Origin of the sequence: Micromonospora rosaria, from assembly GCF_001567585.1 — a bacterium.
Taxonomy (GTDB): Bacteria; Actinomycetota; Actinomycetes; order Mycobacteriales; family Micromonosporaceae; genus Micromonospora; species Micromonospora rosaria.
In genome coordinates this window covers 1-22,935 of record NZ_LRQV01000064.1, presented here as the reverse complement: position 1 = coordinate 22,935, position 22,935 = coordinate 1, and the positions used below count along the sequence as shown (strand labels likewise).

Sequence of the window (22,935 nt, the reverse complement as noted above, 5' to 3'; positions counted from 1 at the left end):
CGGGTGACCCCGGCCCAGGTCAGCGCGAGTAGTGCTCGACGACGAGTTGCTCGTCGCAGACCACCGGGATCTCGGCGCGCAGCGGCAGCCGGGTCAGCCGGGCGGTGAGCCCGGCCAGGTCGACGTCCAGGTACGGCGCAGGACGCTGCGGCGCGTGCGCGCCCGCCGCCGCGACCAGGAACGGGGGCCGCTGCCGGCTGCGCTGCGCCACCGCGACGACGTCACCGACCCGCAGCCGCGCGGAGGGCCGGTCCAGCCGCCGCCCGTTGACCGTGACGTGCTGGTGGACGACGAACTGCCGGGCCTGGTAGATGGTGCGGGCGAAGCCGGCCCGCAGCACCAGGGCGGCCAGCCGGATCTCCAGGTCGACGATCAGTTCCTCGCCGGTCTTGCCCGGTTGCCGCGCCGCCCGGTCGAAGGCGCGCCGTAGCTGCCCCTCCTGGAGGTGGTACTGCGCCTTGAGGCGCTGCTTCTCCCGCAGCCGGATGCTGTAGTCGCTGGTGCTGCGCCGGGCGCGGCCGTGCTGGCCGGGTGGGAACGGGCGGCGCTCGAAGTAGCGCACGCACTTCGGGGTCAGCGGGATGCCGAGACTCCGGGACAGCCGGACCTTGGGACGGGACTGGTTCATGACTCCCCCTCGCAGTTAGGTTAGGCAAACCTAACTTAGGTGATCGAGGAGGGCAACCAGCCCCCGCCGGGATCACTCCGGCCGCCGTACCGGCCGGTGCGGCGGGGCGGGTAGGGTCCCGGCCATGGCGTTGACGTTGGACGGCCGCCGCTTCACCGCCGTGGCGGAGGCGGTCGCCGGTGAGGTCGGCACGGAGACCGTCTTCACGTACCACGAGCGCGACGGCGAGGTCTGGGCGGAGTACGCCGGCGGGTCGATCCGGCGCGGCCGGCTCGTCGGCACCCGCGACGGCGACCGGCTGGACTTCCGGTACGTGCAGCTCAACGTCGACGGGCGGACCTCCGCCGGGCACTGCGTCTCGCGGGTCAGCGTGCTGCCCGACGGGCGGCTGCGGCTGCACGAGACCTGGGAGTGGGAGTCCCGGCCGGGCAGCGGCACCAGCGTGATCGAGGAACTCCCCGCCGGCTGAGGCGGGTCGACCCGAGCCCGCCGAGCCGGATCGACCCGAGTCCGCTGAGGCGGGTCGACCCGACCGTGGCGGGCGGCGCGGGTCAGCCGGCGCGCGGGTACCGGCAGGCGGAGGCGGCGGCCTCGGCCCGCTGCCCCGGGTCGAGGGTCACCGGCGTCGGCCGGCCGGGACCGGCCGGCTGCACCCGCAGCGCCCGGACCAGGCCGGTCGGGCTGTCCCCGCCCAGGCAGGCGGCGGCGACCAGGACGAGGGGCCCATCCGCCGGTGCCGTGGTGGTGGCCGGCTCGAACCGGGCGCGCGCCCCGACGCCCGGATCGCGCACGTCGGCCAGGGTGACCTGCCGCCAGGCGGGCCCCCCGGACGAGGCGGTCGGCCCGGTCGACGCGGTGAAGCCGACGACGTCCAGGTCGGCCCCGGTGACGCGCAGCGACAGCGCGCCGCCGGACTCGGCGACCACCGAGAAGTCGAGGACGCTCGGGGTCGGACGCCCGTTCGGGCAGTCGGTGGCCGGCAGTCCCCGGGGTGGATTGCCGTGGATGACGGCCGAGGAGACGACGCCCCCACCGGGGACCATGAACCAGCGGACGTCCGGGGTGCCCCCGGTGTTGTCGTAGACCTTCTCCCCGACGCAGAACCCGGTGAACCCGACGGTGCAGTCGGGCGGGATGGTGGTGGTCACCGCGTCGTCGCGGGTGGCACCGGTCCGCACGTGCGCGCCGCTGCCGTAGGTCGTGCCGGTGAACCGGGCGTCGGCCGGCAGGCTGGGGCACCGGGGACCGGCGCCGGTCGACGGGTCGACGGCCGGCGGGTCGGCGCGCTGCACGGCCAGCCCGAAGGCGGTGGCGGCGACGACGGCGACACCGGCGGGAACCCCGGTGAGCAGCACCTGCCGCCAGCGCGTACGCCGCCCCGCCCCGGCTCCGGTCGCCGGCTGCTCCGGTGGCCCCGGCGGTGGGTCGGTCCGCTCCGGCGAGCCAGGTTCCGTCGCCTCCGGCTGAGCCGGCGGCGCGGGCGGAGGCTGATCGGTGGGGCTGCCCGCCCCACCGGCCGACGCGGTCCGGGCCGCCGCCTGCGTGGTCCGGGCCGCCTCGTGCCAGCGCGCCCGCCACTGGTCCGGATCGCCGCCGCACGCCCCGGCGTAGGCGAGGACCACCTCCAGCGTCGGCAGCCGGGTGCCCCCGGCCGCCTCGGAGAGGGTCGTCGCGCTGTAGCCGGCGGTCCGGGCGAGCGCGCGGTAGGTCGGGTTGCCGGCCTCGGTCCGGAGCTTGCGCAACTCGTAGGCGAGCGCCTGCACCGGGCCCTCCGTCGGATCGACGGGTCGCTCCTGCCGAGCCACGTGATCTCCCCCCGGATGGACGGACGCCTCACCCATGGATACCGAACGTGTCAAGACCAATCCAGACCGCTGTCGGATCGCCGTCCGAGGCCGGGGGCTGTCCGGAGTTGATTGATCGAGGTCATGGCCGGTTCCGGTCAATCCGGGCGGCGGCTAGCAATGGACGTGGGCGGTCACCGAGGGCCGCTCGCCGGTTCCGAGGAGAGGACACGACGATGAGGACACGACTGATGAGCACGGTCGGTGCCGCGATCGGCGCGCTGGGGCTGGTCGGGGCGCTCGCCGGGCCCGCTGCCGCCGCCGAGCCGCGGGACAACTGCGCGGTCAACCTGGACACCGGGGCGTTCACCTGCGCCGCCACCGAGCAGCAGGCGCTGCGGGCGGTCGGCGCCCAGGCCGACCTGGTGATCGCCCGTACCTACGACGGGGCCGACTACACCGGCACCGTGCTGGCCTGGACCCAGGCCCGCGCCTGCACGCCCGCCTACGACGCCGAGTGGCAGTGGGCGGACCTGCGGAGCACCGCGGCGGGCAACCTGAACAACAAGATCAGCTCGGTGCGCACCTACAACCAGTGCGACGTGCGGCTCTTCGACGGGTTGAACTTCACCGGCGCGGCGTCGACCTGGATCGACGCCTCGGCGAACCTGGCCGCCATCGGCGACGGCTGGAGCAACCGGGCGAGCTCCATCAAGTTCTCCTGATCGGGGGGGCGATCGGGCCGGTTTCCGCAGGTCACGAGAGGTGACCGCGTGGGGCCGGCCCGACCGGCGCGGGGCCGCGTTGCCCGGGAAACGGCCTCCGGCGGACCGGGTACGGCACTAGCGTGACGGAAGCGGGGTGGACCGCTCCCGGGCCGGAGCCGGCGTGTCGGCGGGCCGGCCCGGTGACCGTCGACACGTGCCTCGGGGGTGTGTCCATGGGCCGGCCGACGCGGGGCCCGGTCTGGGCGGCCGAGCTGTGGCTGCGGCAACGCCGGATCAGGTGGCGGACCCGGCGGGAGCGCCAGGAGGAGCGACGGGCCCGGCGGGTCACCGACGACCGGGCCGACCGCAAGCCCCGCTGGCAGGACCGCTCGTGGCTGCGTACCGGTGTGCTCGTCCTCGCCGGCCTGCTCATCGTGTGGCTGCTGTACTCCCTGGCCCTCGCCGTCTGGCAGGACGAGCCGGCCCGGTTCCGGCCGTCGAGGTGGTGCAGCCGGAACACCCCTGGCGGCTACTACTGCTCGCAGGTGTTCGACTTCGTCAAGGGCCCGCTCGGTCTGGCGCTGACGGTGGCGGTCTTCCTGCTCGGCCGGTACCTCTGGGTCAGCCGCTGGTACCGCAGGCAGGCCCGCGACGACCGACGGGTATCGATTCCCACCGCCGAGCACGACGTCCGCAACATCCTGGTGGTGGGCCGCGACGAGCTGTGCGGGTTGCTGGTGCGGCGGCTCTGTGACCCCACCAACCGTCGCCCCCTCCTGCTGGTCGGCGGCATCGGTACCGGCAAGACCACGACCCTGGTCCGCCTCGCGGAGAAGCTGATGAACACGAGGGTCGTACCGATCGGCATCCAGCTGCGGGACGTGACGAGCCCCGGCGAGTTCGACTTCCGCGCCCTCGCCCGCAGACGGTTCCAGGACAGCATCGACACCCAGTTGCACTCCGACGGCGAGGCGGACAAGATCTGGCGGCAGCTCTGGCGGGAGAACCGGATCGTGGTCCTCGCCGACGGCCTGGAGGAGGCGCTGGCCGACACCGCGCAACCCTGCGACCGGGACAGCGTCCTGCGGGAGGCGGTCCGGAAGGCACGCCGCGACCGGCTCCCGCTGGTGATCGCGTCCCGGCCCGACGACCCGCTGCGGGGTCTGGAGGCGATTATGCTCCAGGTGGAGCCGCTCTCCGAGGGGGCGGCGCTGGAGTACGTGCAGGTGCAGAGCCGGCGGACGGACACCGCGCACCGGTGGGACCAGATCATCTCCCTGGTGAAGGGCGCCGACGTCGCCGACTCCCCGTTCTACCTGCGCGTCATCGGGCAGTTGTACGAGGTGAACCGGCTGGACCGGGTGGCGGCCGACGCCGGCCGGGCGGCCGTCCGCCGGAGCCTGCTGGACGAGTGGTACGACGCTCTGGTCGACGGCGACCTGTACGAGGACTACGGCCTGCCGGCCACGGAACGCCGGGACGCGCTCGAGGTGCTCTCCGCCCTGGCCTGCATCGGCCTGCGCAACAACCGGCTGGTCGTCAAGACCCACGAACTCGCCGGCACGCGGGACACCCCGGATGCCGGCCGTCGCCGGATCCTGGCCGTGCTGCGCGAGCACCTGACCAAGCTCAGTGCCGACAATCCGCAGGATCTGGGGCTCGCCGCCACCACCGGTGGCGCGCTCAACATCGTGTCGAAGCAACGGGACGGCGTCCGCTTCCAGCACGGGGTGGTCCAGGCGTACCTCGGTAGCCGTTTCCTCGCCGCCGCCCTGCGTGACCCGGGCTTCCTCGACCACGCGTTCCGGTGTGGCAACGGGCCGGGGCGGGAGCTGCTGGCCGCGCTCACCCTGCACTGCTCCGGGCGGCGCGCCGCCGGGACCGGCCGGCGCCGAGACCACCCCGCCCGCCCGAGCCTGGCCGACCGGTTCCGGACCCGTCGGCCCGGCCAACCCCAGGAGCTGCTGCGGCGGCTGCGGACGGAGGCGGTCCGGACGCACAACCGGACGCGGGCGCTGGAGATCTTCGCCGCCGCGCTGGAGATGGACGCCGCGACCGGCCACACCTGCCACCGGAGCCTGGCCGAGGCGGTGAGCCGGGCGTGGTCGCGGTACCAGGGGGACGGCTCGGTCACCGACCGTCCCCTGGAGGACGCCAAGATCGCCCTCATCCACCGGTTCGGCGACGCCGCCCGGCGGGTCGGCCCACGGGCCCCGCACCCACCGCAGTACCGCCTCCTGTTCGACATGATGGCGACGGAGACCTCCTACCTGGCCCGGCTGAACGCCGCCCGCGAGCTGGGCGGCGGTGGTGACGCCACCGTCCACGCCCTGCGGGACCTGCTCGGCGGCCCGAGCGACGCGGGGCCCGCCGGTGACGAGCGGCAGCGGGGCCGCCTGCGGCAGGTCCTGGCCTGGACGGCGCCAGCGCTCTTCCTCTTCGCCGAGGAGGAGCACCAGCTCTTCGTCGACGGGGTCCGCCGGCCGGGCACGTCGGTCACCCGGGACGCCGGCAGCAACCTCCGACGCTGGGTCGACCACCTGGGCAGCACCCGAAAGGCCGAGGCCCGGACGTGGGAACTCGACCTGGCGCAGGGCTTCCGGCTGGCCGCCAACTGCCGGGCCTACCCACGGCACCGCAGCTACCTGGTCGAGGAGGCCGAGCTGGCGCTGCGGCACTCCCACTTCTGGTACTCGCACCTGGTCCTCATCCAGGCGCTGACGCTGCTGGCGCTGCCCCGCGACCCGGCGGAGAACCTGCGCGCGCGGGGCCACGGCTCGGATCCACGAGGGCTGGTGACGTACTGGCTCTCCATCGCCGGCAGCGGGACGGACGCCCCGACCCCCGACAGCGAAAGCCCGCATCCCCTGGTCCGCGAGGTCGCGGACCAGTGCGTGGCGGCGCTGATCGACCGGCACCCGGAGCGCCACTGCTGGATGGACGAGCACGAGATCGTCGGCCGGGTCGGTTCGGTGAGCCCGCAACCCGAGATCCGTGGGCTCGAGGACTCCTGGCTGCCGGCGTCGCACGGCTGGGCGGTCCTGGAACCACGGGCCCAGCGTCTGCTGGCCGACGTGATGCTGCTGCTCAACCTCGCCTACCAGGGGCGCGACGACGCCGAGCGGGCCCGCCGGCTCACCCGGTCGAGCCGGCGGGACCTGCCGCCCTGCCTCACCATCGACCGGGGCGCGATGCGGGTCAACCTCAGCCGCCGGCAGGCGCACGACGTCCAGCCCGGCTCAACCTGCATCGACGACTGTCCGTTCCGGCTCTGCCCCTTGCCGCCCCGGGGCGACGAGTTGCCGTACCAGATGGACGAGGCGTTCTGCGCCCACCAGGCCGACCTCGTCGGACGCTGGTACCAGTTCTCGCTGCGGGCCGGGTGGCAGTTCGTCGACCGGGACGACCTGCGCGCGTTCTGGCAGGACATGTCCGAACGGATGTTGCCCGCCTGGCGGAAGTGACCGGGCGGGACCGGCCCGGCCGTGCCGGTGTGCCTCAGCCGAGGCTGGCGGCGGCCTGGGCGGCGTAGAGGACGGCGAGGGCGACGGCGAGGGCGCCGAGGGTGCAGCGCAGGGCCCGCTCCGGCAGGTGGGGTTGCAGGTGCGCGCCGAGGTACCCGCCGACCAGCCCGCCGAGGCCGCAGAGCAGGCCGATGCCCCACTCCGGCGCGATGTCGCCGCGCCCGGTGAGGGCGAGCGCGCTGAAGGTGGCCGCACCGGCGATCGAGGTGACGAAGGTCGACGCGAGCGCGGCCGGGGCGACCACCGCGACCGGCATCCCCCGGCCGACCAGGACCGGGCCGAGGATGGAGCCGCCGCCGACGCCGTAGATCCCGCCGACCACCCCGACCACCCCGGCGAACGCGGCCAGCCGGGGCGGCGACGGCGACGGACCTGCTCGCCCCGGCCGGTTCGTCACCGCCCGCAGGCAGAGCCAGAGCCCGAGCGGGAACAGCAGGGCGGCGACCACCAGACGGAAGGCGTCGGGGCCGGGCACCACGAAGACCCGGATCACCGCGCCGACGACCACCCCCGGCAGGGTGCCGAGCAGCAGCAGCCGGGTCAGCGGGCCGGCCAGCCCACCGCGCCGCCGGTACCGCAGCAGCGCGCCCGGACCGGCCACGATGTTGAACAGCAGGTTCGTCGGCGTCACCGCCGGGTTCGGCACGGCCAGCACGCTCAACTGCACCGGCAGCAGGAACACCGCCCCGGAGACCCCGACCGGGGTGGTCACCACCGAGATCAGCAGGCCGGCGGTGACGCTGAGCACGGCGTCGGCCCACGTCACGACGCTTCCCGGGAGATCACCGGGACAGTCTGGGACAGAGTTGTTAACGGACGTCGCGCCCGGACGCAAGGAGCCGACGGGCAGTCCGCAGGGGGCGGCGGGTGACATCACCCATAGCCATCGATGCTTCACATCCGGTACCCGGTCACCCATCCTTCATGCGTGCAGATCAATCGCTCCGCAGTCGCCGTGGCCCTGGCCGCCGCGCTGCTCGTGCCGCCGTGGGCGACGCCCACGGCCCACGCCGCCGGCCCGGTGACCCGGGCCGCCGCCGATCCCCCGGCCGGTCGGCCGGACCTGGGCGTCGGGAACCGGATCGTCGCCGGTGACGGGCTGCCCGACTGGTCGCGGGTCGGCTACCTGGGCGGCGAGTCGCTGCCCTCCACCTCGTTCGTCACCGGCGCCGCCGCCTGCCGGTTCGAGCCGGCCCGCCTGGCCAGCGAGTTCGGCGTCGTCGCCGACGACGGCGTCGACGACAGCGCCGGGTTGCAGGCCGCCATCGACCGGGTCCGGTCCGACTGTTCCCCGACGTCCAGCCACTACCGGTTGTCCCTGATCGAACTGCCCGCCGGCCGCCTCGACGTCTCCCGGCAGCTCTACGTCGACGCGAACTTCCTGGTCATCCGGGGCCAGGGCGCCGGGACCGGCGGCACCCGGCTGGTGTTCCGCCCCGACACCGACACCCGGTACGACACGCTCAGCACCGACGGCAGCCGCTGGGAACCCACCACCATGACCTGGGGCAGCGGCAACGACACCGGCCGGGGCGGCTGGATCTGGCCGGGCCGCTCCCTGTTCAAGGTGCAGACCCGCGACGTGGCCAGCCGGTACGTCGACGAGTGGCAGTCCGCGCCGGCCAACCGCAAGGACCTCTTCGAGGGCTCGGTCAACCAGCACTGGGTCTCCGGGATGCGGGTGGCGGCCCGGTCGGGCGACCCGGGTTTCTCCGCCCGCGCCGGCCAGAGCGTCGTGCACCTGGTCAGCAACGCGGACATGAGCAAGTTCACCCTCGGCGGGTACGTCTGGGTCGGCGCGGCCAACAGCATCAAGTTCTACGAGCAGCAGGGGCTGACGTACGCCGAGCACGCGAGCATGTTCGAGAACCTGCACATGCGCCAGCAGATGTTCCGGGTGGTGGCGATGAGCGGCAGCCCCAAGTCGATCACCCTGGACCGACCGCTGGAGTTCGACCTGCCCGTCGACTCGGTCTCCGACGGCTCCGCGCCGATGCTGACCGAGACCCCGTTCCAGAGCAAGGTCACCCCGCTCAAGGCGGTCGAGGGGGTGGGCTTCGAGGACTTCGCCTTCACCCAGGACATGACCGGCCTGCCGAAGCTGGGTGGCGGCAGCTACGCGCTCTCCCCCGCCGACGCGGTGCACAACTACGGCAACCTGGCGCCCGAGTACGCCATGCACGGCATCCTCTTCAAGTGGGCGGCGAACAGCTGGGCCAAGGGGCTCTCCGGCACCATGACCGGCTCCCACCCGCTGGTCACCGAGGTGGCCCGGAACCTGCACATCGAGGGCAACACCTTCGACGGGGCGTGGAACAAGGGCAAGGGCGGCAACGGGTACCTGCGCGGCAGCCGGGTCTGGGACTCGCTGTACGCGTACAACACCAGCCGCAACCTGCGGCACTTCACCTTCCAGTGGTCGGCCAGCGGCAACGTGGCGTTCCGCAACGACCTGGACTCCGACCTGAACCTGCACGGCGGCTGGGAACGGTTCAACCTCTTCGAGGGCAACACCGTCCGGGTGCCGTACCAGCACCGGTCCGGTAGCTGCACCGCCAACTGCGGCGGTGAGGGCGGCGAACTGGACGACGGCACCTGGTACCCGATCTGGTGGGGTGCCGGACCGAAGGCGATCAAGTGGTCCGGGGCCACCGGGCCGCAGAACGTCTTCCACGGCAACGTGCTGACCAAGCAGACCACGCCGGGCGGGGCGTTCGAGCCGTACACGCCGTACTCGGCGGAGAGTCCCGGGGTGCCGTCCGACGCCGTGCACCAGTTCGGCTCGGACCCCGGCAACCCGCGCCAGTTCCGCCACCTCGCCCAGGGCGGGAGCATCATCCCGGACTGGTCCGGCCGGGAGGGTCTCGACTACTCCGGCGGGCAGGGCGTGGTGACCCTGGCGGACCGCCGCCGCCCGTCGCTGTTCCTGCGTGACGTCGGCCAACTCGACCCCCGGGTGGACCCGGCCCGCAAGGCCTACACCTGGAACATGCAGGGCTCGGGGTCGAGCGCCGAGGGGTCGTACGACAACAAGTACCGCAACACGGTGCAGCAACTGGCCCTCGGCGCGGAGGTGATCGCGTTGCAGGAGGCAGGGTCCCCGCCGGCCGGCGGCGCGCACCTCGGTGACCACGCGCAGAACGACTTCCAGCGCGCCGACGGGACCTTCCCCCCGGTCCGGGAGTACCGGTACGCCGGCAGCGCCGGCCGGCCGGGCGGCTTCCTCTACTGGCTGCACACCGACACCTCGCCCAACGCCCCGAACCGGGTGAACATGGCCGTGGCCACGCAGCAGCGGGTCGACCCGGACGCGATCTTCGTGGTGCCCTCCCCGATGGGGGGTCGGCCCGCCCTGGGGATCAACGTCGGCGAGACGGTCTACTTCACCCTGCACGGCTTCTCCGGCAACGGCAACGACATGCCGGGGCTACTGGGCGCGATCCGGACCCGGATGTTGAACGCCGGACCGAACAACGGCCCGCTGGACTGGGTCGCCATGGGGGACTTCAACCGGGACCCGGGCACCCTTGCAGCGGCCCTGAACCCGGCGCAGTTCGTGGTGCACGCCCCGCCCACCCCCACCCACCCCAGCCAGAACCCGGAGCGGACCCTCGACTACGCCGTGGTGCCGGCCGCGAACGGGGTGCCCCGGATCACGAACACCGCCGTGGTGAACCAGCCCGTCCCGTCCGATCACATCCCGGTGGGCTTCGACCTGTTCCTCCAGGGCAACGCCGATCCGCCGCCCGCGGCGGCCGAGCCGCCGGTGCCGCAGATCGCCCTGCTGCGCAACGCCGAGACCACCAACGTCGCGGACATCGTCCGCAGCGGCCAGACCAACATGGTGGTGGACTTCCCGTACCACGACGGGTACCAACAGAAGTGGTCGCTGATCCGCAGCGGGGAGTTCCCCGGCTACTACCGGCTCATGAACCTGTACACCGGCAGCTTCATGGGGCAGGAGGGCGGGGCCCACGACGCCCGGGTGGTGCAGTGGCACCTGGAGGCGATGGACCAGTTGTGGCGTCCCGAGTACCAGGGGGACGGTAGCTGGACCCTGCGCAACCGGGTCACCGACCAGCTTCTGACCGTGCTGCCCGACCTCCAGGTGCTCGCCGGCCGGGACTGGGACGGCTCGGCCCGGCAGCGCTGGTTCTTCCAGTCCGAGGCCGAGATGAACGACCTCCAGGAGATCACCCACTATCCGGTGGAGGGCTCCCACGACATGGTGGCGGACGTCTCCGGTGAGGGGACCGGCAACGGCACCCCGATCATCCTGTACCAGGAGACCGACGGGGCCAACCAGCGGTTCAACCGGATCCCCGCCGGGTCCACCGGGGACGCCCCCTGCTACTACCTGGTGAACAGCGGGCGGTACCTCACCTCCTCGGCGACCGGGAACGCCACCTTCGGTGCCGGGGTGACCCTGCACTCGTTCCGGCCCAACACCGACGAGTACCTGTGGTGCGTGGAGCCGGACGGCTCCTCCTTCGCGCTGGCCAACCGCACCGAGGTCAACGGGGTGCCGACCGACCTGTACCTCACCGAACACGGGTACGGCCAGCAGCTCACCGTCGACCCGGCCGGCCCCGGTCCGATCCAGACCTGGGTCTGGGAGGCGGCGACGAGCTGACGTCCCGGCCCGGTCGGGTGTGCCGTGACGGGACACCCGACCGGGCGCGACGCCGCTACCGGGCCGTGGGGCCGACCGCGACGCCGACGCCGTCGCACCAGGTGTCGGCCCGGCGGCGGAGCAGCGTCACCAGCTCCGCCCAGCCCAGCCGGGCCCCCTCCGCCAGCCCCGCCCGGTACGCCGGCTCCCCCAGCGCCTCCCGCACCGCGCGGGTGTTGCCCGGCGCGTCGAACGGGTCCATCCGCTCCGGGAAGTAGCCGATGGTCGCGCCGAGCGCCGCCACCGTCCCGAGCAGCACCGCGCCATCCCCGGCCCGGCCGGTCCGGGCCAGCGCGCCGGCCAGCGAGTGCACCAGCGCCAGCCAGCTCGCCCGGTCGATACCCGGATCGGTCTCCACGGCCAGCGCGCAGAGGGTGGCGACCGCCTGCTCCGGACGGCCCTGGTCGACGCTGACCTTGCTGCCCGCCCAGCCCGAGGAGAGCACCGCCCACCAGTGCCCGCACGCGCGGGCCAGCCGGTTGGCCTCGGTCAGCTCCCGGTGGGCCCGGTCCAGGTCCCCGCAGACCCGGCTGATCTGCCCCCGGACCGTCAGCGCCTCCGCCCGGATGCCCGGCTGGTCGATCGCCTCGGCCAGGGCGACCGCCTGGTCGGCCAGGGTCAGCGCCCCGGGCACGTCCCCGCTCATCATGGTCATCGACGCCAGGTAGGTGGCGGCGGTGGCGTGGGTGTCCCGCGCGCCGACCCGCTCACAGAGCTGTGCGGAGGTACGGAAGACCGCCACGGCGGCGGCGTGGTCCCCGGTCAGGTAGGTGACCCCGCCGACGGCGAGCAGCAGCCGGGCCCGGGCCAGCAGCAGCTCCCCCTGCTCCGCCCCGGCGTCGGCGATCCGGTCGAGCAGGGCGGCCTCGGCGGCCCGTCCCCAGCGCGTCCCCTCGGTGATCTGCCCCGTGCGGAACCAGAACCAGGCCAGCGCGCCGCAGATCCGGGCCGCGCCGAGGGCGTTGCCGGCCTCCAGGGCCGCCTCCAGGGCGGCGGAGATGTTGTCCCGTTCCCGGCGCAGCCGCTGCATCCAGTGTGCCCCGTCGGCGGTGAGCAGCCACTGCTCGGCCGTCTCCACCAGCCCCAGCAGCCACGCCTGGTGCCGCCCCCGGGCCGCCGCGCGGTCCGCCTCCGGCAACAGCCCGACCGCGTAGTGGCGGATCGACTCCAGCATCCGGTACCGCCGGGGGTTGGTCCCGGGGTCGACCGCGACCAGCGACTTACGGACCAGGCCGAGCAGCACCGGCAGCACCCGGGGCGCCTCGGGCCCGGTGCCGACCTGCTTGGCGGCGTCCAGGTCGAAGCCGCCGTCGAAGACGCTGAGCTGCCGGAACAGCCACTGCTCGGGCGGGGTGAGCAGGTGGTGGCTCCACTCGATGGTCTGCTCCAGGGTGGCGTGCCGGTACCCGTCCGGCCGGCCGCTGTCGAGCAGGGCGAACCGGTCGTCCAACTGCTCGGCGATCTCCCGCAGGGACAGCGCCCGGCACTGGGCGGCGGCCAGCTCGATGGCGAGCGGCAGGCCGTCCAGCTCCCGGCAGAGCTGCCCGGCGACCGGCCGGTCGGCCTCGGTCAGCGGGCTGCCCGGCAGGATCACCGCCATCCGGGCCGCCAGCAGGGCCACCGCGTCCTCCGGCGGGAGCGAGGCCAGCTCCAGCATGGCCTCGCCGGGGATGCCCAACGGCTGCCGGCTGGTGACCAGCACCCGTACCCCCGGGCCGGCGGCGACCAGGGCGGCGACCACCTCGGCCACCGAACCCAGCAGGTGTTCGGCGTTGTCCAGCACGACCAGGGTGTGCCGGCCGCCGAGGATCGCGGCCAGCTCGGCCAGTCCCGGCGGGACCGGTAGGCCGAGGGCGTCGGCGACGGCGCGGGCCACCAGCGTCCCGTCGCGCAGCCCCGCCAGCTCGACCAGCCACGGGCCGTCCGGGTCGGTCCGGGTCCGGGCCGCCTCCAGGGCCAGCCGGGTCTTGCCCACCCCGCCCGGTCCGATCACGGTCACCAGGCGGTGCTCGGCGAGCAGGCCGGTCAGCCGGGCCAGTTCGGTGCGCCGGCCCACGAAGGAGGAGAGCGCGGCGGGCAGGTTCCGGCTGGGCGGCAGGCTGGGCGCGGCCGGCTCGGCGGCGGCCGGTGCGCTAACCGTCGGCGGGTCCAGGGAGCCGTCCTGGTGGAGGATGGCCTGTTGGACCCGGAGCAGGGCCGGCCCGGGGTCGGCACCGAGTTCGGCGGCGAGCCGGTCCCGGGCGTCGCGCAGCACGGTCAGCGCCTCGCCCTGCCGACCGGCCCGGTACAGGGCCACGGCCAGCAGCTCCCAGCCGCGTTCCCGCAGCGGATGCTCGATGACCAGGGCCTCCAGCTCGCCGATGGCGGTGGCGTGGTCGCCGACCGCGAGCATGGCGGCCAGTCGCAGCTCCCGCGCGACCGCGTGCAACGCATCCAACCGGGCCACCTTCGAGACGGCGAACGGGGCGTCGACGAAGTCGCCGTACGCCTGGCCGCGCCAGAGCGCGAGCCCTTCGTCGAGGAGGCGCAGGGTGGTGCCGCCGTCCCCGCGTTCCAGGTACCGGCCGGCGTCGGTGACCAGCCGGGTGAAGCGTTCCGCGTCCACCGCCTCCGCCGGGACCCGCAGCGCGTACCCGGGCCCCTCCCGGACCAGCAGCCGGGCCGGGGCACGGGCGACCCGCCCCGGCTCCAGCGCCCGCCGCAACGTCGCCACGTACCCGAAGAGGGTGGCCATCGACGGCGGCTCGCTGTCGCTCCAGACCTGCGACATCAGGCGCTCGGCGGAGACGGTGCTCCCCCTCGCGGCGAGCAGCGAGGCGAGCACGGCCCGCTGCCGGCGACCCCCGAGGTCGACCTCGCGGCCGTCGACCTCCGCCGTCAGCGGACCCAGGACCCGGAACTGCACCTGCATCTTTCCCCCAACCCGGCCGGTGCCGGGGGCCCCTCGCCCCGGCACCGGCTGTTTCCTCGCAATTGGGTGAAGATCAGATCAGACCTTTGAGGACTGTTTCCAGTCCGGGTCCGGATGGCGACAGGCGCCCGGCCGGACGACCCGGCCGGGCACCCGCCGATCAGCAGGTCACGGAGTGACCGGGGTGGACCGGGCCACCGTGTCGGCGGTCCGCACGGCCTGGAGGATCGCCTCCACCGCCGGCAGGCCCTCGACGTACTCCTCGTTCTTGATCTTCTCCGACCAGAAGTTCATCCGCTCGTACAGGATGTCGGTCCGGTAGTACATCAGGCCCTCGATGCAGGCCGCGATCGGGTCGAGCGTCACGGCGTGGACGCAGTTGAGCAGCTTCTCGCCCTCCAACGGCTTGGTGATCGTGCCCTTCAGTTCACACGGGTTGGAGTCGGCCACGCAGTAGTTGTTCCGGGCGTGCTCGAACGGTCCGGTGATCAGGTTCAGACCGTCGAGGTCGTACGGGGCCCGGTTGGTGCCGACGAGGTTGAGCCCCATCAGCTCGTCCTGCGACAGCGCGGTGCCGAAGCCCAGCTTGACCACGGCGGTGTAGTGCCGCGCCTGCTCGGTGGCCTTCTTGTTGAGGGCGTACAGGGTCTGCGTCCGCGGGTCCTGCGGGTGCGGGTTGGTCAGTTCCTCATGGACCTTGGTGTAGTAGTCACCGCCCTGCTGGTGCAGCCACTTTTTGGCCCGGTCGGTTTCCGCCTTCTCGTTGTCGATGAAGGTGGCGTTGCCGAACTGCGCCTTGTAGGTGCTGTCCCACTTGGCGACGTCCTGCGACGACTGGCGGCAGGCGCCGGGCAGGCCGTCGTCGTGCGTCCGGCAGACCTCACCGAGCGGGATGACCTTCGTCCACTCCCGGATGATGCGCTGGTTGCCGTCCCACTTCTGTCGGGCCTTGAAGCTGAACTGGAGGTCGGCCCGGGTGATCTCCCACTTGCCAGAGCGGTGGGTGGAGACGTTGGTCCAACCCGACTCGTGGCACAGGGTGATCGCCGAGTCGGACCTGCCGTACTGGGCCACCCAGAGAGCCTGCTCCAGGTCGGCGTACTCGACGTCACTGGGCCGGCTCAGCGCGGGGCCCGAGTTGCAGCTCGGCACGGTCGCCGGGTCTCCGGTCGGTTTCTGTCCGGCCGGCACCGGCTGCTCCGGAAGGCCGAACGGGTCGTGCTTGCCGCCCTGGCGGATCTCGTCGCGGATCTCGGCCATCCGCTTCACCATCTCCACGACCGTGATCCGGTACGCCATGACCAGGCCGTGCAGGTAGTCGTTCATGAACGGGTACTGCGGGGTCGGCTCACCCTCCACGGGCTCGCGCGGGGCGCTGAAGAGCCGGACCGCCTCCTGGATCTGCTCGCCGGAGCTGACCACCTCGGCGGTCACCTGCGTTCCCAGCCGGGCGGCGTGCTCCGGGTTCTGGGCCATCAGCATCTGGTAGCCGGTCGCCGCCAACGCCCAGGTCTCCGCGTCGCGCACGGCGGTGACGCCCTGCGTCGGCAGCCCCTTGGCGCTGGCCTGCGCGAGCAGGTGCGCGATGGAGCCGTAGGTGCCGTACGAGGTGAGCGCGTCGGCCGTGGTGATGCCCGTGCGGGGGGCCACCACCGGGCCGTTCAGCGCACGGTCCCGCGCGTCCTCCCGCAGCTCCCGGGCGTAGCTGGCATAGTTCTCCCCGTCTCCGTGGTAGGGGAGTTCGAGCCCCGTCTCGGCCTTGAACCCGACGACGTCGTTGATCCGGCTCCGGATCTGACCAGAGACGTCCTGCTGCTGGTTGCGCAGGATCGTCAGCCCCCACATGTCGACCCGCTCGGTCAGCCCGGCGAGCCGCTCGTTGATCCGGGTGAGCTGGGCGTCGGTCGCACGCTGGAGATTGATGATGGTCTCGAACTCATTCATCATGTCGGTGTACATGGTGGTCAGGCCACGCTCGATCCGGTCGAACCGGTCGTTCATGTTCTCCCTGAGCTGCCCCACCTCGGCCCGCAGGCTGCGCAGTTCGTCGAGGATCTGCTGCTCCGGGGTGTTGCCGCCGCCGAAGACCGGCAGCAGGGCGGAGATGGCCCCCAGCACGTTGCCGGTCAGGGCCAGGGTGCTCATCGAGGTCAGCGCCTGGGAGAGGCCCAGTCCCGCGATGGTCGGCAGGTACTGGTTGATGGCCGTGGCGATCTGCACCGCCGACCGGCCGACACCGGCGACGATCTCCCCCTTCCGCTTGTCGGCGAAGCCGACCAGGTGGGCGAGGACGTTGAGGGCACCGGCGGCACCGTCGATCCAGTCCTGTGCCGTGCTGGCGCGCTGCACCGCCGCCTGGTAGGCGACCGGCTCGGGCCGGGGGGCACCGTTGGTCAGGGGGTACTGGGCGGCGAGCTGCCGCACCGCCTCGTTGTACCCGTCGACCCGGCCGTTGATGGCCGTGAGCAGGCCGGTGACCTGCCCCATCGCCTCTTCGAGCCACTTCTTGTCGTTGTGCTGGTTCAGCAGGATGGCGTTGGTGTTCAGCCACGTCTCGACATACGGGTCGGCCGAGAGGTCCTCCGTCGTCCCTGCGGGGTTCACGTTGTACCGCACCCCGAACTCGGAGTTCCACGCCTCCAGGAACGTGCTGTCGACCAGGGCCACCCGGGCCACGCGCTGCCAGATCCGGTTCTGCGTCTGGTGCAGGTGCTGGTGCCAGGAGTAGTGGGCCTGGGCCGCGGTGATCTGGTCCACCATCGAGCCGTAGTTCTGCAGTTGCTGGCCGGCGGTGGACTCCAGCAGGTCCTTGACGATCGACGCGCCACCGGCCCCGGGTACCTGCGCGGTCAGCTCCAACAGCTTCATCATGAACTGGAACGCCGGACGCTCCAGGTCGTTCGCGGTCAACTGGCTGTTGTAGTGGTTGCGCAGCACCACCCCGTGCTGGATCATCTGCCGGGCGGTGGACTGCGGGTTCCGCTCGCGGTAGGCGAGCATCCCGTAGCTGATCATCAGGTCCTTGTAGCCCTCGGCCCCGGACATCCGGCCCCGCATGTGCATGGTGAACAGGGCCTCCCGCAGCACCTGCTCGTCCATGGTCACCGGGCCGTTGTCGTTCGCGGCGGCCGGTGGGGCGACGGCGAAGCTGGCCACCGCCACCCCCACCGTCGCCACGAGGGCGGTCAGCGCCCGCAGCCCGCGTTGCCGGAACCGCCGCCAACCGTCTCTCGGTCGGAGGACCGGTAGGTCCCCCCTGGTCGCCACCGCGCCACTGGTGGCACGTGCTTGGCTTGTCACTACTGTCCCCAATCGTCCCTGGCCAGTTCTCGGCCGTCGCCCACCCTGCCGGGGGCCACTGGGATTCCGTTGGGGCCCGACTGGGACCGCTGGGACCGGCCGGCCCCCGTCGCGGGACGCGGGAGCCGGCCGCCGGGGAGGGAGGGGTCAGACCCAGGGGGCGGTGGGGTACCAGGGGAGGATCTCGCGGCGGGCGAGCAGCCGGACGTCCCAGTACAGGAACGTGAAGACCCCGGCGACGAGCAGCGCGACGGCGGTGACCACGGTGATCCGGCGGGGGTTGGCCGCGATCCAGCGGTGCAGCCGGCCGCCGACGGTGTAGGTCAGCAGCAGGAAGAGCACCGCCATGATGACGATGTTGCCGATCGACTGGAGGGTGAAGGCGGCGGCCCCGTAGAGCGGGTTGCCGCTCTCGGCCGCGTCCCGGAACATCTGCCGGAACAGCGGGAACGGACGCCCGATCAGGAAGCCGCCGATCAGCGCGCCCATCACCACCATCGGGGCGTTCGGGAACCGGGGGGAGATCCGGGCGAACGGATCCGGCACCAGGCCGAGCGCGGCCAGGCCGAGGTAGGTCATGACGAGCCCGATCACCCCGAAGACCACCATCGACTGGATGCTGCGGGGCGAGAGTTCACCGGCGACGTTCGGTGCGGTGGAGAACTGCGGCATCCGGGTGCCGACCAGGCCGACGACGGCGCCGTAGACGGCCGAGACGGCGATCATCCCGACCGAGAGCCAGCCGAGCGGGCGCAGCGCCTGACCCAGCCGGTGCCAGCGGCTGCCGCCGCCACCGAGCATCGGCGCGACCGCGCCGAAGGCGGCGATGTTGCAGGCGGTGAAGGTACCGGCCAGGCCGGAGACGAAGGCGAAGGCGATACCGGCGGCCACCCCGGCGATGGGGGTCTCCTTGGCGTCGTGCCCGAGCAGCGCGTTCGCCATGTTGTCGCCGATGGTCTGGTCGACGAACTCCGCCGACCAGACGACGGTCAGCAGGAACCCGGCGAGCACGCTCAGCCCGACGATCAGGGCACGCCGACCGGGGATGTAGCCGTTGACCAGGGTGGATGTCGGGGGTCGGTCGGAGGTTGTCGGCGCCGGTACGAGACCCGGGGCGCGGGTCTGGGTCATCTGACCCTCCTCAGTGGAGATCGGGGGAGATCGATTTCCACAGGATCGCGCCCCAAGGTAACGTTCAGGTTGCAATCAGCAACTTCCTGATCGCGGCGACGGCAGCACCCCGCGCCGGACCGACGGGGTCGGTCCGGCGCGGGGTGACGGACGGTGACGGAAGGGGCGCCCGGCTACCCGAGCCGCTGGCAGGGCGTGCCGTTGAGCTGGAAGGCGTCCGGCGTCGGGTTGGCCGACCCGGCGCTGCCCTGGACGCCGAAGCTGGCCGTGCCGCCCTGCGGCACCGCGCCGTTCCACTCGACGTTGCGGGCGGTGACGGCGGCCCCGGACTGCGTCACCTGCGCGTTCCAGGCGTTGGTGACCCGCTGGTCGGCACCGAACGACCAGGTCAGCGCCCAGCCGGCCAGCGCCGGCCCCTGGTTGGTGATCCGCACCTCGGCGGTGAACCCGCCGGTCCACTGGTTCGTCGTCCAGGAGACCTGGCAGGAGGTCGGCGCGGTGGTCGGCGGCTGGGTGGTGGGCGGGGCGGGCGGCGAGGTCTGCGGGGACCCGGTGGGCTGCGGCGTGGTGTCGCGCGGCGGGAAGCGGAGGATCCGGTCGTCGGTCGCGGCCGGCGTACCCCGCCCGTCGCGGTTGCTGGTGGCGACCCAGAGCCAGCCGTCCGGGCCGTACTCGACGGTGCGCAGCCGCCCGTACGTGCCGGTCAGCTCGGCGACCGGGGTGCCCACCCCACCGGCGCCGTCCAGCGGCACGTTCCACAGCCGGGTACCGCGCAGGGCGGCCACGTACAGCCGGTTCCCGGCGATGGCCGCGCCGCTCGGCGACGCCTGGGCGGTGGACCAGACCACCAGCGGGTTGCGGTACCGGGGGTCGGTGCCCCGCCCCTCGACGACCGGCCAGCCGTAGTTGCCGCCGGCCACGATGAGGTTGACCTCGTCCCAGGTGTTCTGGCCGAACTCGGTGGCGTACAGCCGGCCCTGCGCGTCCCAGGCCAGCCCCTGCACGTTGCGGTGGCCGAGGCTGTAGACGAGGGAGCCGGGGAACGGGTTGTCCGGCGGGACGGTGCCGTCCGGCCGCAGCCGCAGGATCTTGCCGGCGCGGCTCTGCGGGTCCTGCGCGGTGGAGGTCTGCCCGGCGTCGCCGACCCCGGCGTAGAGCAGCCCGTCCGGCCCGAAGGCGATCCGCCCGCCGTTGTGGATGCTGGCCCGGGGCAGCCCGGTGAGGATCGGCTGCTGGGTCTGCGGGGCGGTGAGCCGGAACCGGACGATCCGGTTGTCGGTGCTGGTGGTCAGGTAGACGTAGACGTACCCGTCCTGGGCGTACGTCGGGGAGACCGCCAACCCGAGCAGGCCGCCCTCGCCGACCGCGTTCACCCCGGCGATCTGGGCCACCTGCTGCGGCGGCTGACCGGGGCGTACCCGCTGCACCTGGCCGGAGTTGCGCAGCGCCACCAGGGCGCTGCCGTCGGGCAGGAAGTCCATCCCCCAGGGCACCGTCAGGTTGCTGGCGACCACCTGCGGCCGGGTGAGGTCGAAGTCGCCGAGCGCCGACGCGCCGACCCCCGGGGGTGGATCGGCGGCGGGGCCCCCGGCCACCGCCCCGGCACCGAACCCCGCCACCGCGACGCCTGCCGCCAGCGCCGCCACGACCATCGACCGCACGCGCATCGACCACACCTCCGGATAATCGACTGCGGTCAATGTAGCCGATGGCCGGCCGAGCCGCAGCGGGGATCCGGACGGGCGGTCACCGCAGCAGCGGCACCATCGATCGGGTGAGCTGCTCGCCCGGCCGGTACACCGCGCACATGACGTCCCGGTCGCCGTCGGCCCAGGTCTCCTCGGTGGGCAGGATCGGGTAGTAGTCCAGCCCGGAGGACTCCCGGGAGCCCCACCGCCGGGTGAAGTCCCGGCCGCAGCCGTCCCAGGCGAAGGAGACCAGCGCCGGCCGGTCCCACGGACCCTCGGCGGCATGCAGGAAGGCGTACGACTGGTTGTCGGCGCGCTCCTCGCACGGCCGGTAGAGCACGACCACCTCGCCGGCCCGGGACGAGTACGCCGGGTCGGTGAAACACTCGCCGCCCTCGATGGTGAGGATGCCGGCGGTCTGGGCGGTGATGAAGGTGTCGTCCTTGTGCACGACCGCGCGGGGCTCGGCCGCCGGGAACACCGCGAACGCCAGGACGGCGGCGGCCAGGGCCCACCCCCGGTACCGGGGCGGGCGGCGCAGCACAGCGGTGCGGTTCATCAGGGGATCCGTTCCGTCGGGGGCGGTGTGCGGGTGGCTCCGCCGCCGCATGGTAGGCCCGGCCCGGTGAACCCATGATCAACAAATGGTGTCCGGCGAGGGACCAGCCGGCGGCCCGCAGACGACACTCCCAGCTAACGATCATGAGTTCATCTGCCGGCCAGATGGATGTTGCGCCGACGTCCACTTCGCCGCCGGTAATGCCTCTGGCCTGCCACTTTTCCTGCTGGCGGGCAGAACCCCTGTGCTGGAGGGCCAGTTCAACGTGACTACCAACAGTAGAGCCTGGATGAGCGTCTCGCGACGGGCGAAGATCCTGGCGGTCGGCGGCGCGGCGCTGCTCGTCGGCGGCTTCGCGGTCACCCCGGCCGCGTTCGGCGACGCCGCACCGGCCAAGTTCCCGGCGGCCGAGATCCACAAGCCGTCCCCGGTGCCGGACCGGATCATCCTCATCCCGACCACCACGCCGTCGACCTCGCAGAAGGTGACCTGGCGGGCCGAGGCCACCGCGGAGTGGGCGCAGGCCCAGATCCTCGAGGCGCCCCGCGCCCTCGGCGACGTGGCCCCGGCCGCCGGCGCGGTCCGGACCGTGCCGGCCGGTGCCACCAGCCCGGTCAACACCACCCTCGGCTACGCCTCGACGTACCACACCGTCGAGTTCACCGACCTGAAGCCGGGCACCCGCTACACCTACCGGGTCGGCGACGGCACCAACTGGAGCGAGTGGATCGACTTCACCACCGCCGAGAGCGACCTGGAGCCGTTCTCGTTCATCTACTACGGCGACGCCCAGAACTACATCGACTCGGCCGTGCCCCGGGTGTTCCGGCAGGCGTTCGCCGACCGGCCCGAGGCCAAGGTGATCGTCAACGCCGGTGACCTCATCGACCACGCCAACAGCGAGGAGCAGTGGGGCCAGTGGTTCAAGGCCAGCGGCTTCATCGACGGCCAGGTCAACAACATCTCCGTGCCGGGCAACCACGAGTACAGCGGCGGGCTCTCCACCTTCTGGCGTCCGCAGTTCCCGTACCCGGACAACGGCCCCGGTAACCCGGAGCTGAAGCAGACCGTCTACTACACCGACTACCAGGGCGTCCGGTTCATCGGTCTGGACACCAACCACCAGAGCAACAGCACCCTGATGGCGGCCCAGACCGCGTGGCTGGAGGGGGTGCTGAAGGAGAACCCGAACAAGTGGACGGTGGTCACCTTCCACCACCCGGTCTACTCCACCACCGGCAGCCGGAACAACCCGAACGTCCGCAACCAGTGGGGCCCGCTGTTCGAGCAGTACGGCGTGGACCTGGTCCTGCAGGGCCACGACCACTCGTACGGCCGGGGCAACGTCGCCACCAACCGCCAGTCGACCACCGTGCACAACGGTGTCGCCTACGTGGTCTCCGTCTCCGGCGGCAAGATGTACCAGCTCAACAACGGCCAGAACTGGACCGGCAACGGGGCCGAGGTCACCAGCACCTCGCAGAACACCCAGCTCTACCAGCTCATCGACGTGCAGTCGGACCAGATCCGGTTCGAGGCCCGCTACGCCAACGGCGAGCACCACGACGGCTTCCTGATCCGCAAGAACGACGCCGGTGAGCGGACCGTCAACGAGCTGCGCACCCCGGAGAACACCGTCGGGGAGCAGGCCAGGACCAACAAGTCCACCGTGCCGGTCGGCGGCCGGGTCCGGGTCGACGCCTTCGGGTACGACCCGGGTGAGCGGGTCACCGTCTACCTGCGCAACACCAAGGCCGAGGAGGGCCGCAACGGCGTCTTCATCGGCTACAAGAACGCCGACGAGCTGGGCCGGCTCACCTACAGCTTCGAGCTGCCCCCCACCGCCAAGGCGAACTCCACCCACCACGTCTACCTGACCAGCGAGAACCAGAAGATCACCAGCCCGGTGGTCACCGTCACCAAGTGACCCGTGCCGGGGCGGGTCGGCCGGCGACGGTCGGCCCGCCCCGGTCCGGTACGAGCAGGGAGAGTCACGTGAGGATCCGTACCCGGGTCCGGGCCGGCACGCCC

Annotated in this window: 13 protein-coding genes; 5 read left to right on the top strand and 8 right to left on the bottom strand. The window is 72.7% G+C overall.

What is annotated here, in order from left to right; all coding sequences use genetic code 11:
- Nucleotides 1-19: 19 nt before the first annotated feature.
- The gene (gene rpsD, locus AWW66_RS17875; protein WP_067367506.1) at nt 20-628 is read right to left on the bottom strand and encodes a 30S ribosomal protein S4; all 609 of its coding nucleotides are present in this window, start codon (nt 626-628) and stop codon (nt 20-22) included.
- A 124-nt stretch (nt 629-752) separates the two neighbouring features.
- On the opposite strand from rpsD, the gene AWW66_RS17870 reads away from it, so the two are divergent.
- Nucleotides 753-1,097: an avidin-fold protein gene (locus tag AWW66_RS17870; RefSeq protein WP_067367503.1), complete on the top strand. Its 345-nt coding sequence runs from the start codon at nt 753-755 to the stop codon at nt 1,095-1,097.
- Nucleotides 1,098-1,179: 82 nt separating this feature from the next.
- Here AWW66_RS17870 and AWW66_RS33765 read toward each other — a convergent pair whose 3' ends face one another.
- Nucleotides 1,180-2,433 carry a helix-turn-helix domain-containing protein gene (locus AWW66_RS33765; RefSeq protein ID WP_211271981.1) on the bottom strand — a complete coding sequence of 418 codons (1,254 nt, stop codon included), beginning with the start codon at nt 2,431-2,433 and terminating at the stop codon, nt 1,180-1,182.
- A gap of 215 nt (nt 2,434-2,648) precedes the next feature.
- Here AWW66_RS33765 and AWW66_RS17860 point away from each other — a divergent pair, with 215 nt between their 5' ends.
- Both AWW66_RS17860 and AWW66_RS17855 read left to right on the top strand, forming a co-directional pair.
- Nucleotides 2,649-3,137, top strand: coding sequence for a peptidase inhibitor family I36 protein (locus tag AWW66_RS17860; RefSeq protein WP_157527540.1), 489 nt, complete (start codon nt 2,649-2,651; stop codon nt 3,135-3,137).
- Nucleotides 3,138-3,352: 215 nt separating this feature from the next.
- Nucleotides 3,353-6,583, top strand: coding sequence for an NACHT domain-containing protein (locus AWW66_RS17855; RefSeq protein WP_067367496.1), 3,231 nt, complete (start codon nt 3,353-3,355; stop codon nt 6,581-6,583).
- Nucleotides 6,584-6,617: 34 nt separating this feature from the next.
- On the opposite strand, the gene AWW66_RS17850 is transcribed toward AWW66_RS17855, so the two are convergent.
- A complete protein-coding gene (locus tag AWW66_RS17850; protein ID WP_067367493.1) occupies nt 6,618-7,409 on the bottom strand; it encodes a TSUP family transporter in 792 nt (263 codons plus the stop codon).
- A 162-nt stretch (nt 7,410-7,571) separates the two neighbouring features.
- Here AWW66_RS17850 and AWW66_RS17845 point away from each other — a divergent pair, with 162 nt between their 5' ends.
- A complete protein-coding gene (locus AWW66_RS17845; RefSeq protein ID WP_067367490.1) occupies nt 7,572-11,276 on the top strand; it encodes an RICIN domain-containing protein in 3,705 nt (1,234 codons plus the stop codon).
- Between the two features lie 55 nt (nt 11,277-11,331).
- On the opposite strand, the gene AWW66_RS17840 is transcribed toward AWW66_RS17845, so the two are convergent.
- From AWW66_RS17840 to AWW66_RS17820, 5 genes are all read right to left on the bottom strand, one after another.
- Nucleotides 11,332-14,226: an AfsR/SARP family transcriptional regulator gene (locus AWW66_RS17840; RefSeq protein WP_067367487.1), complete on the bottom strand. Its 2,895-nt coding sequence runs from the start codon at nt 14,224-14,226 to the stop codon at nt 11,332-11,334.
- A 168-nt stretch (nt 14,227-14,394) separates the two neighbouring features.
- Nucleotides 14,395-17,493, bottom strand: a complete 3,099-nt coding sequence (locus AWW66_RS17835; protein ID WP_157527538.1) for a hypothetical protein — start codon at nt 17,491-17,493, stop codon at nt 14,395-14,397.
- Nucleotides 17,494-17,673: 180 nt separating this feature from the next.
- Nucleotides 17,674-18,657, bottom strand: coding sequence for a hypothetical protein (locus AWW66_RS17830; RefSeq protein WP_067367482.1), 984 nt, complete (start codon nt 18,655-18,657; stop codon nt 17,674-17,676).
- Nucleotides 18,658-18,830: 173 nt separating this feature from the next.
- On the bottom strand, nt 18,831-20,324 hold the full coding sequence (locus tag AWW66_RS17825; RefSeq protein WP_245648357.1) for a PQQ-dependent sugar dehydrogenase: 1,494 nt from the start codon (nt 20,322-20,324) through the stop codon (nt 18,831-18,833).
- 79 nt (nt 20,325-20,403) lie between these two features.
- Complete coding sequence (locus tag AWW66_RS17820) at nt 20,404-20,904, bottom strand: hypothetical protein (RefSeq protein ID WP_067367479.1); 501 nt, start codon at nt 20,902-20,904, stop codon at nt 20,404-20,406.
- Nucleotides 20,905-21,193: 289 nt separating this feature from the next.
- On the opposite strand from AWW66_RS17820, the gene AWW66_RS17815 reads away from it, so the two are divergent.
- The gene (locus tag AWW66_RS17815; protein WP_067367476.1) at nt 21,194-22,831 is read left to right on the top strand and encodes a purple acid phosphatase family protein; all 1,638 of its coding nucleotides are present in this window, start codon (nt 21,194-21,196) and stop codon (nt 22,829-22,831) included.
- Nucleotides 22,832-22,935: the final 104 nt, after the last annotated feature.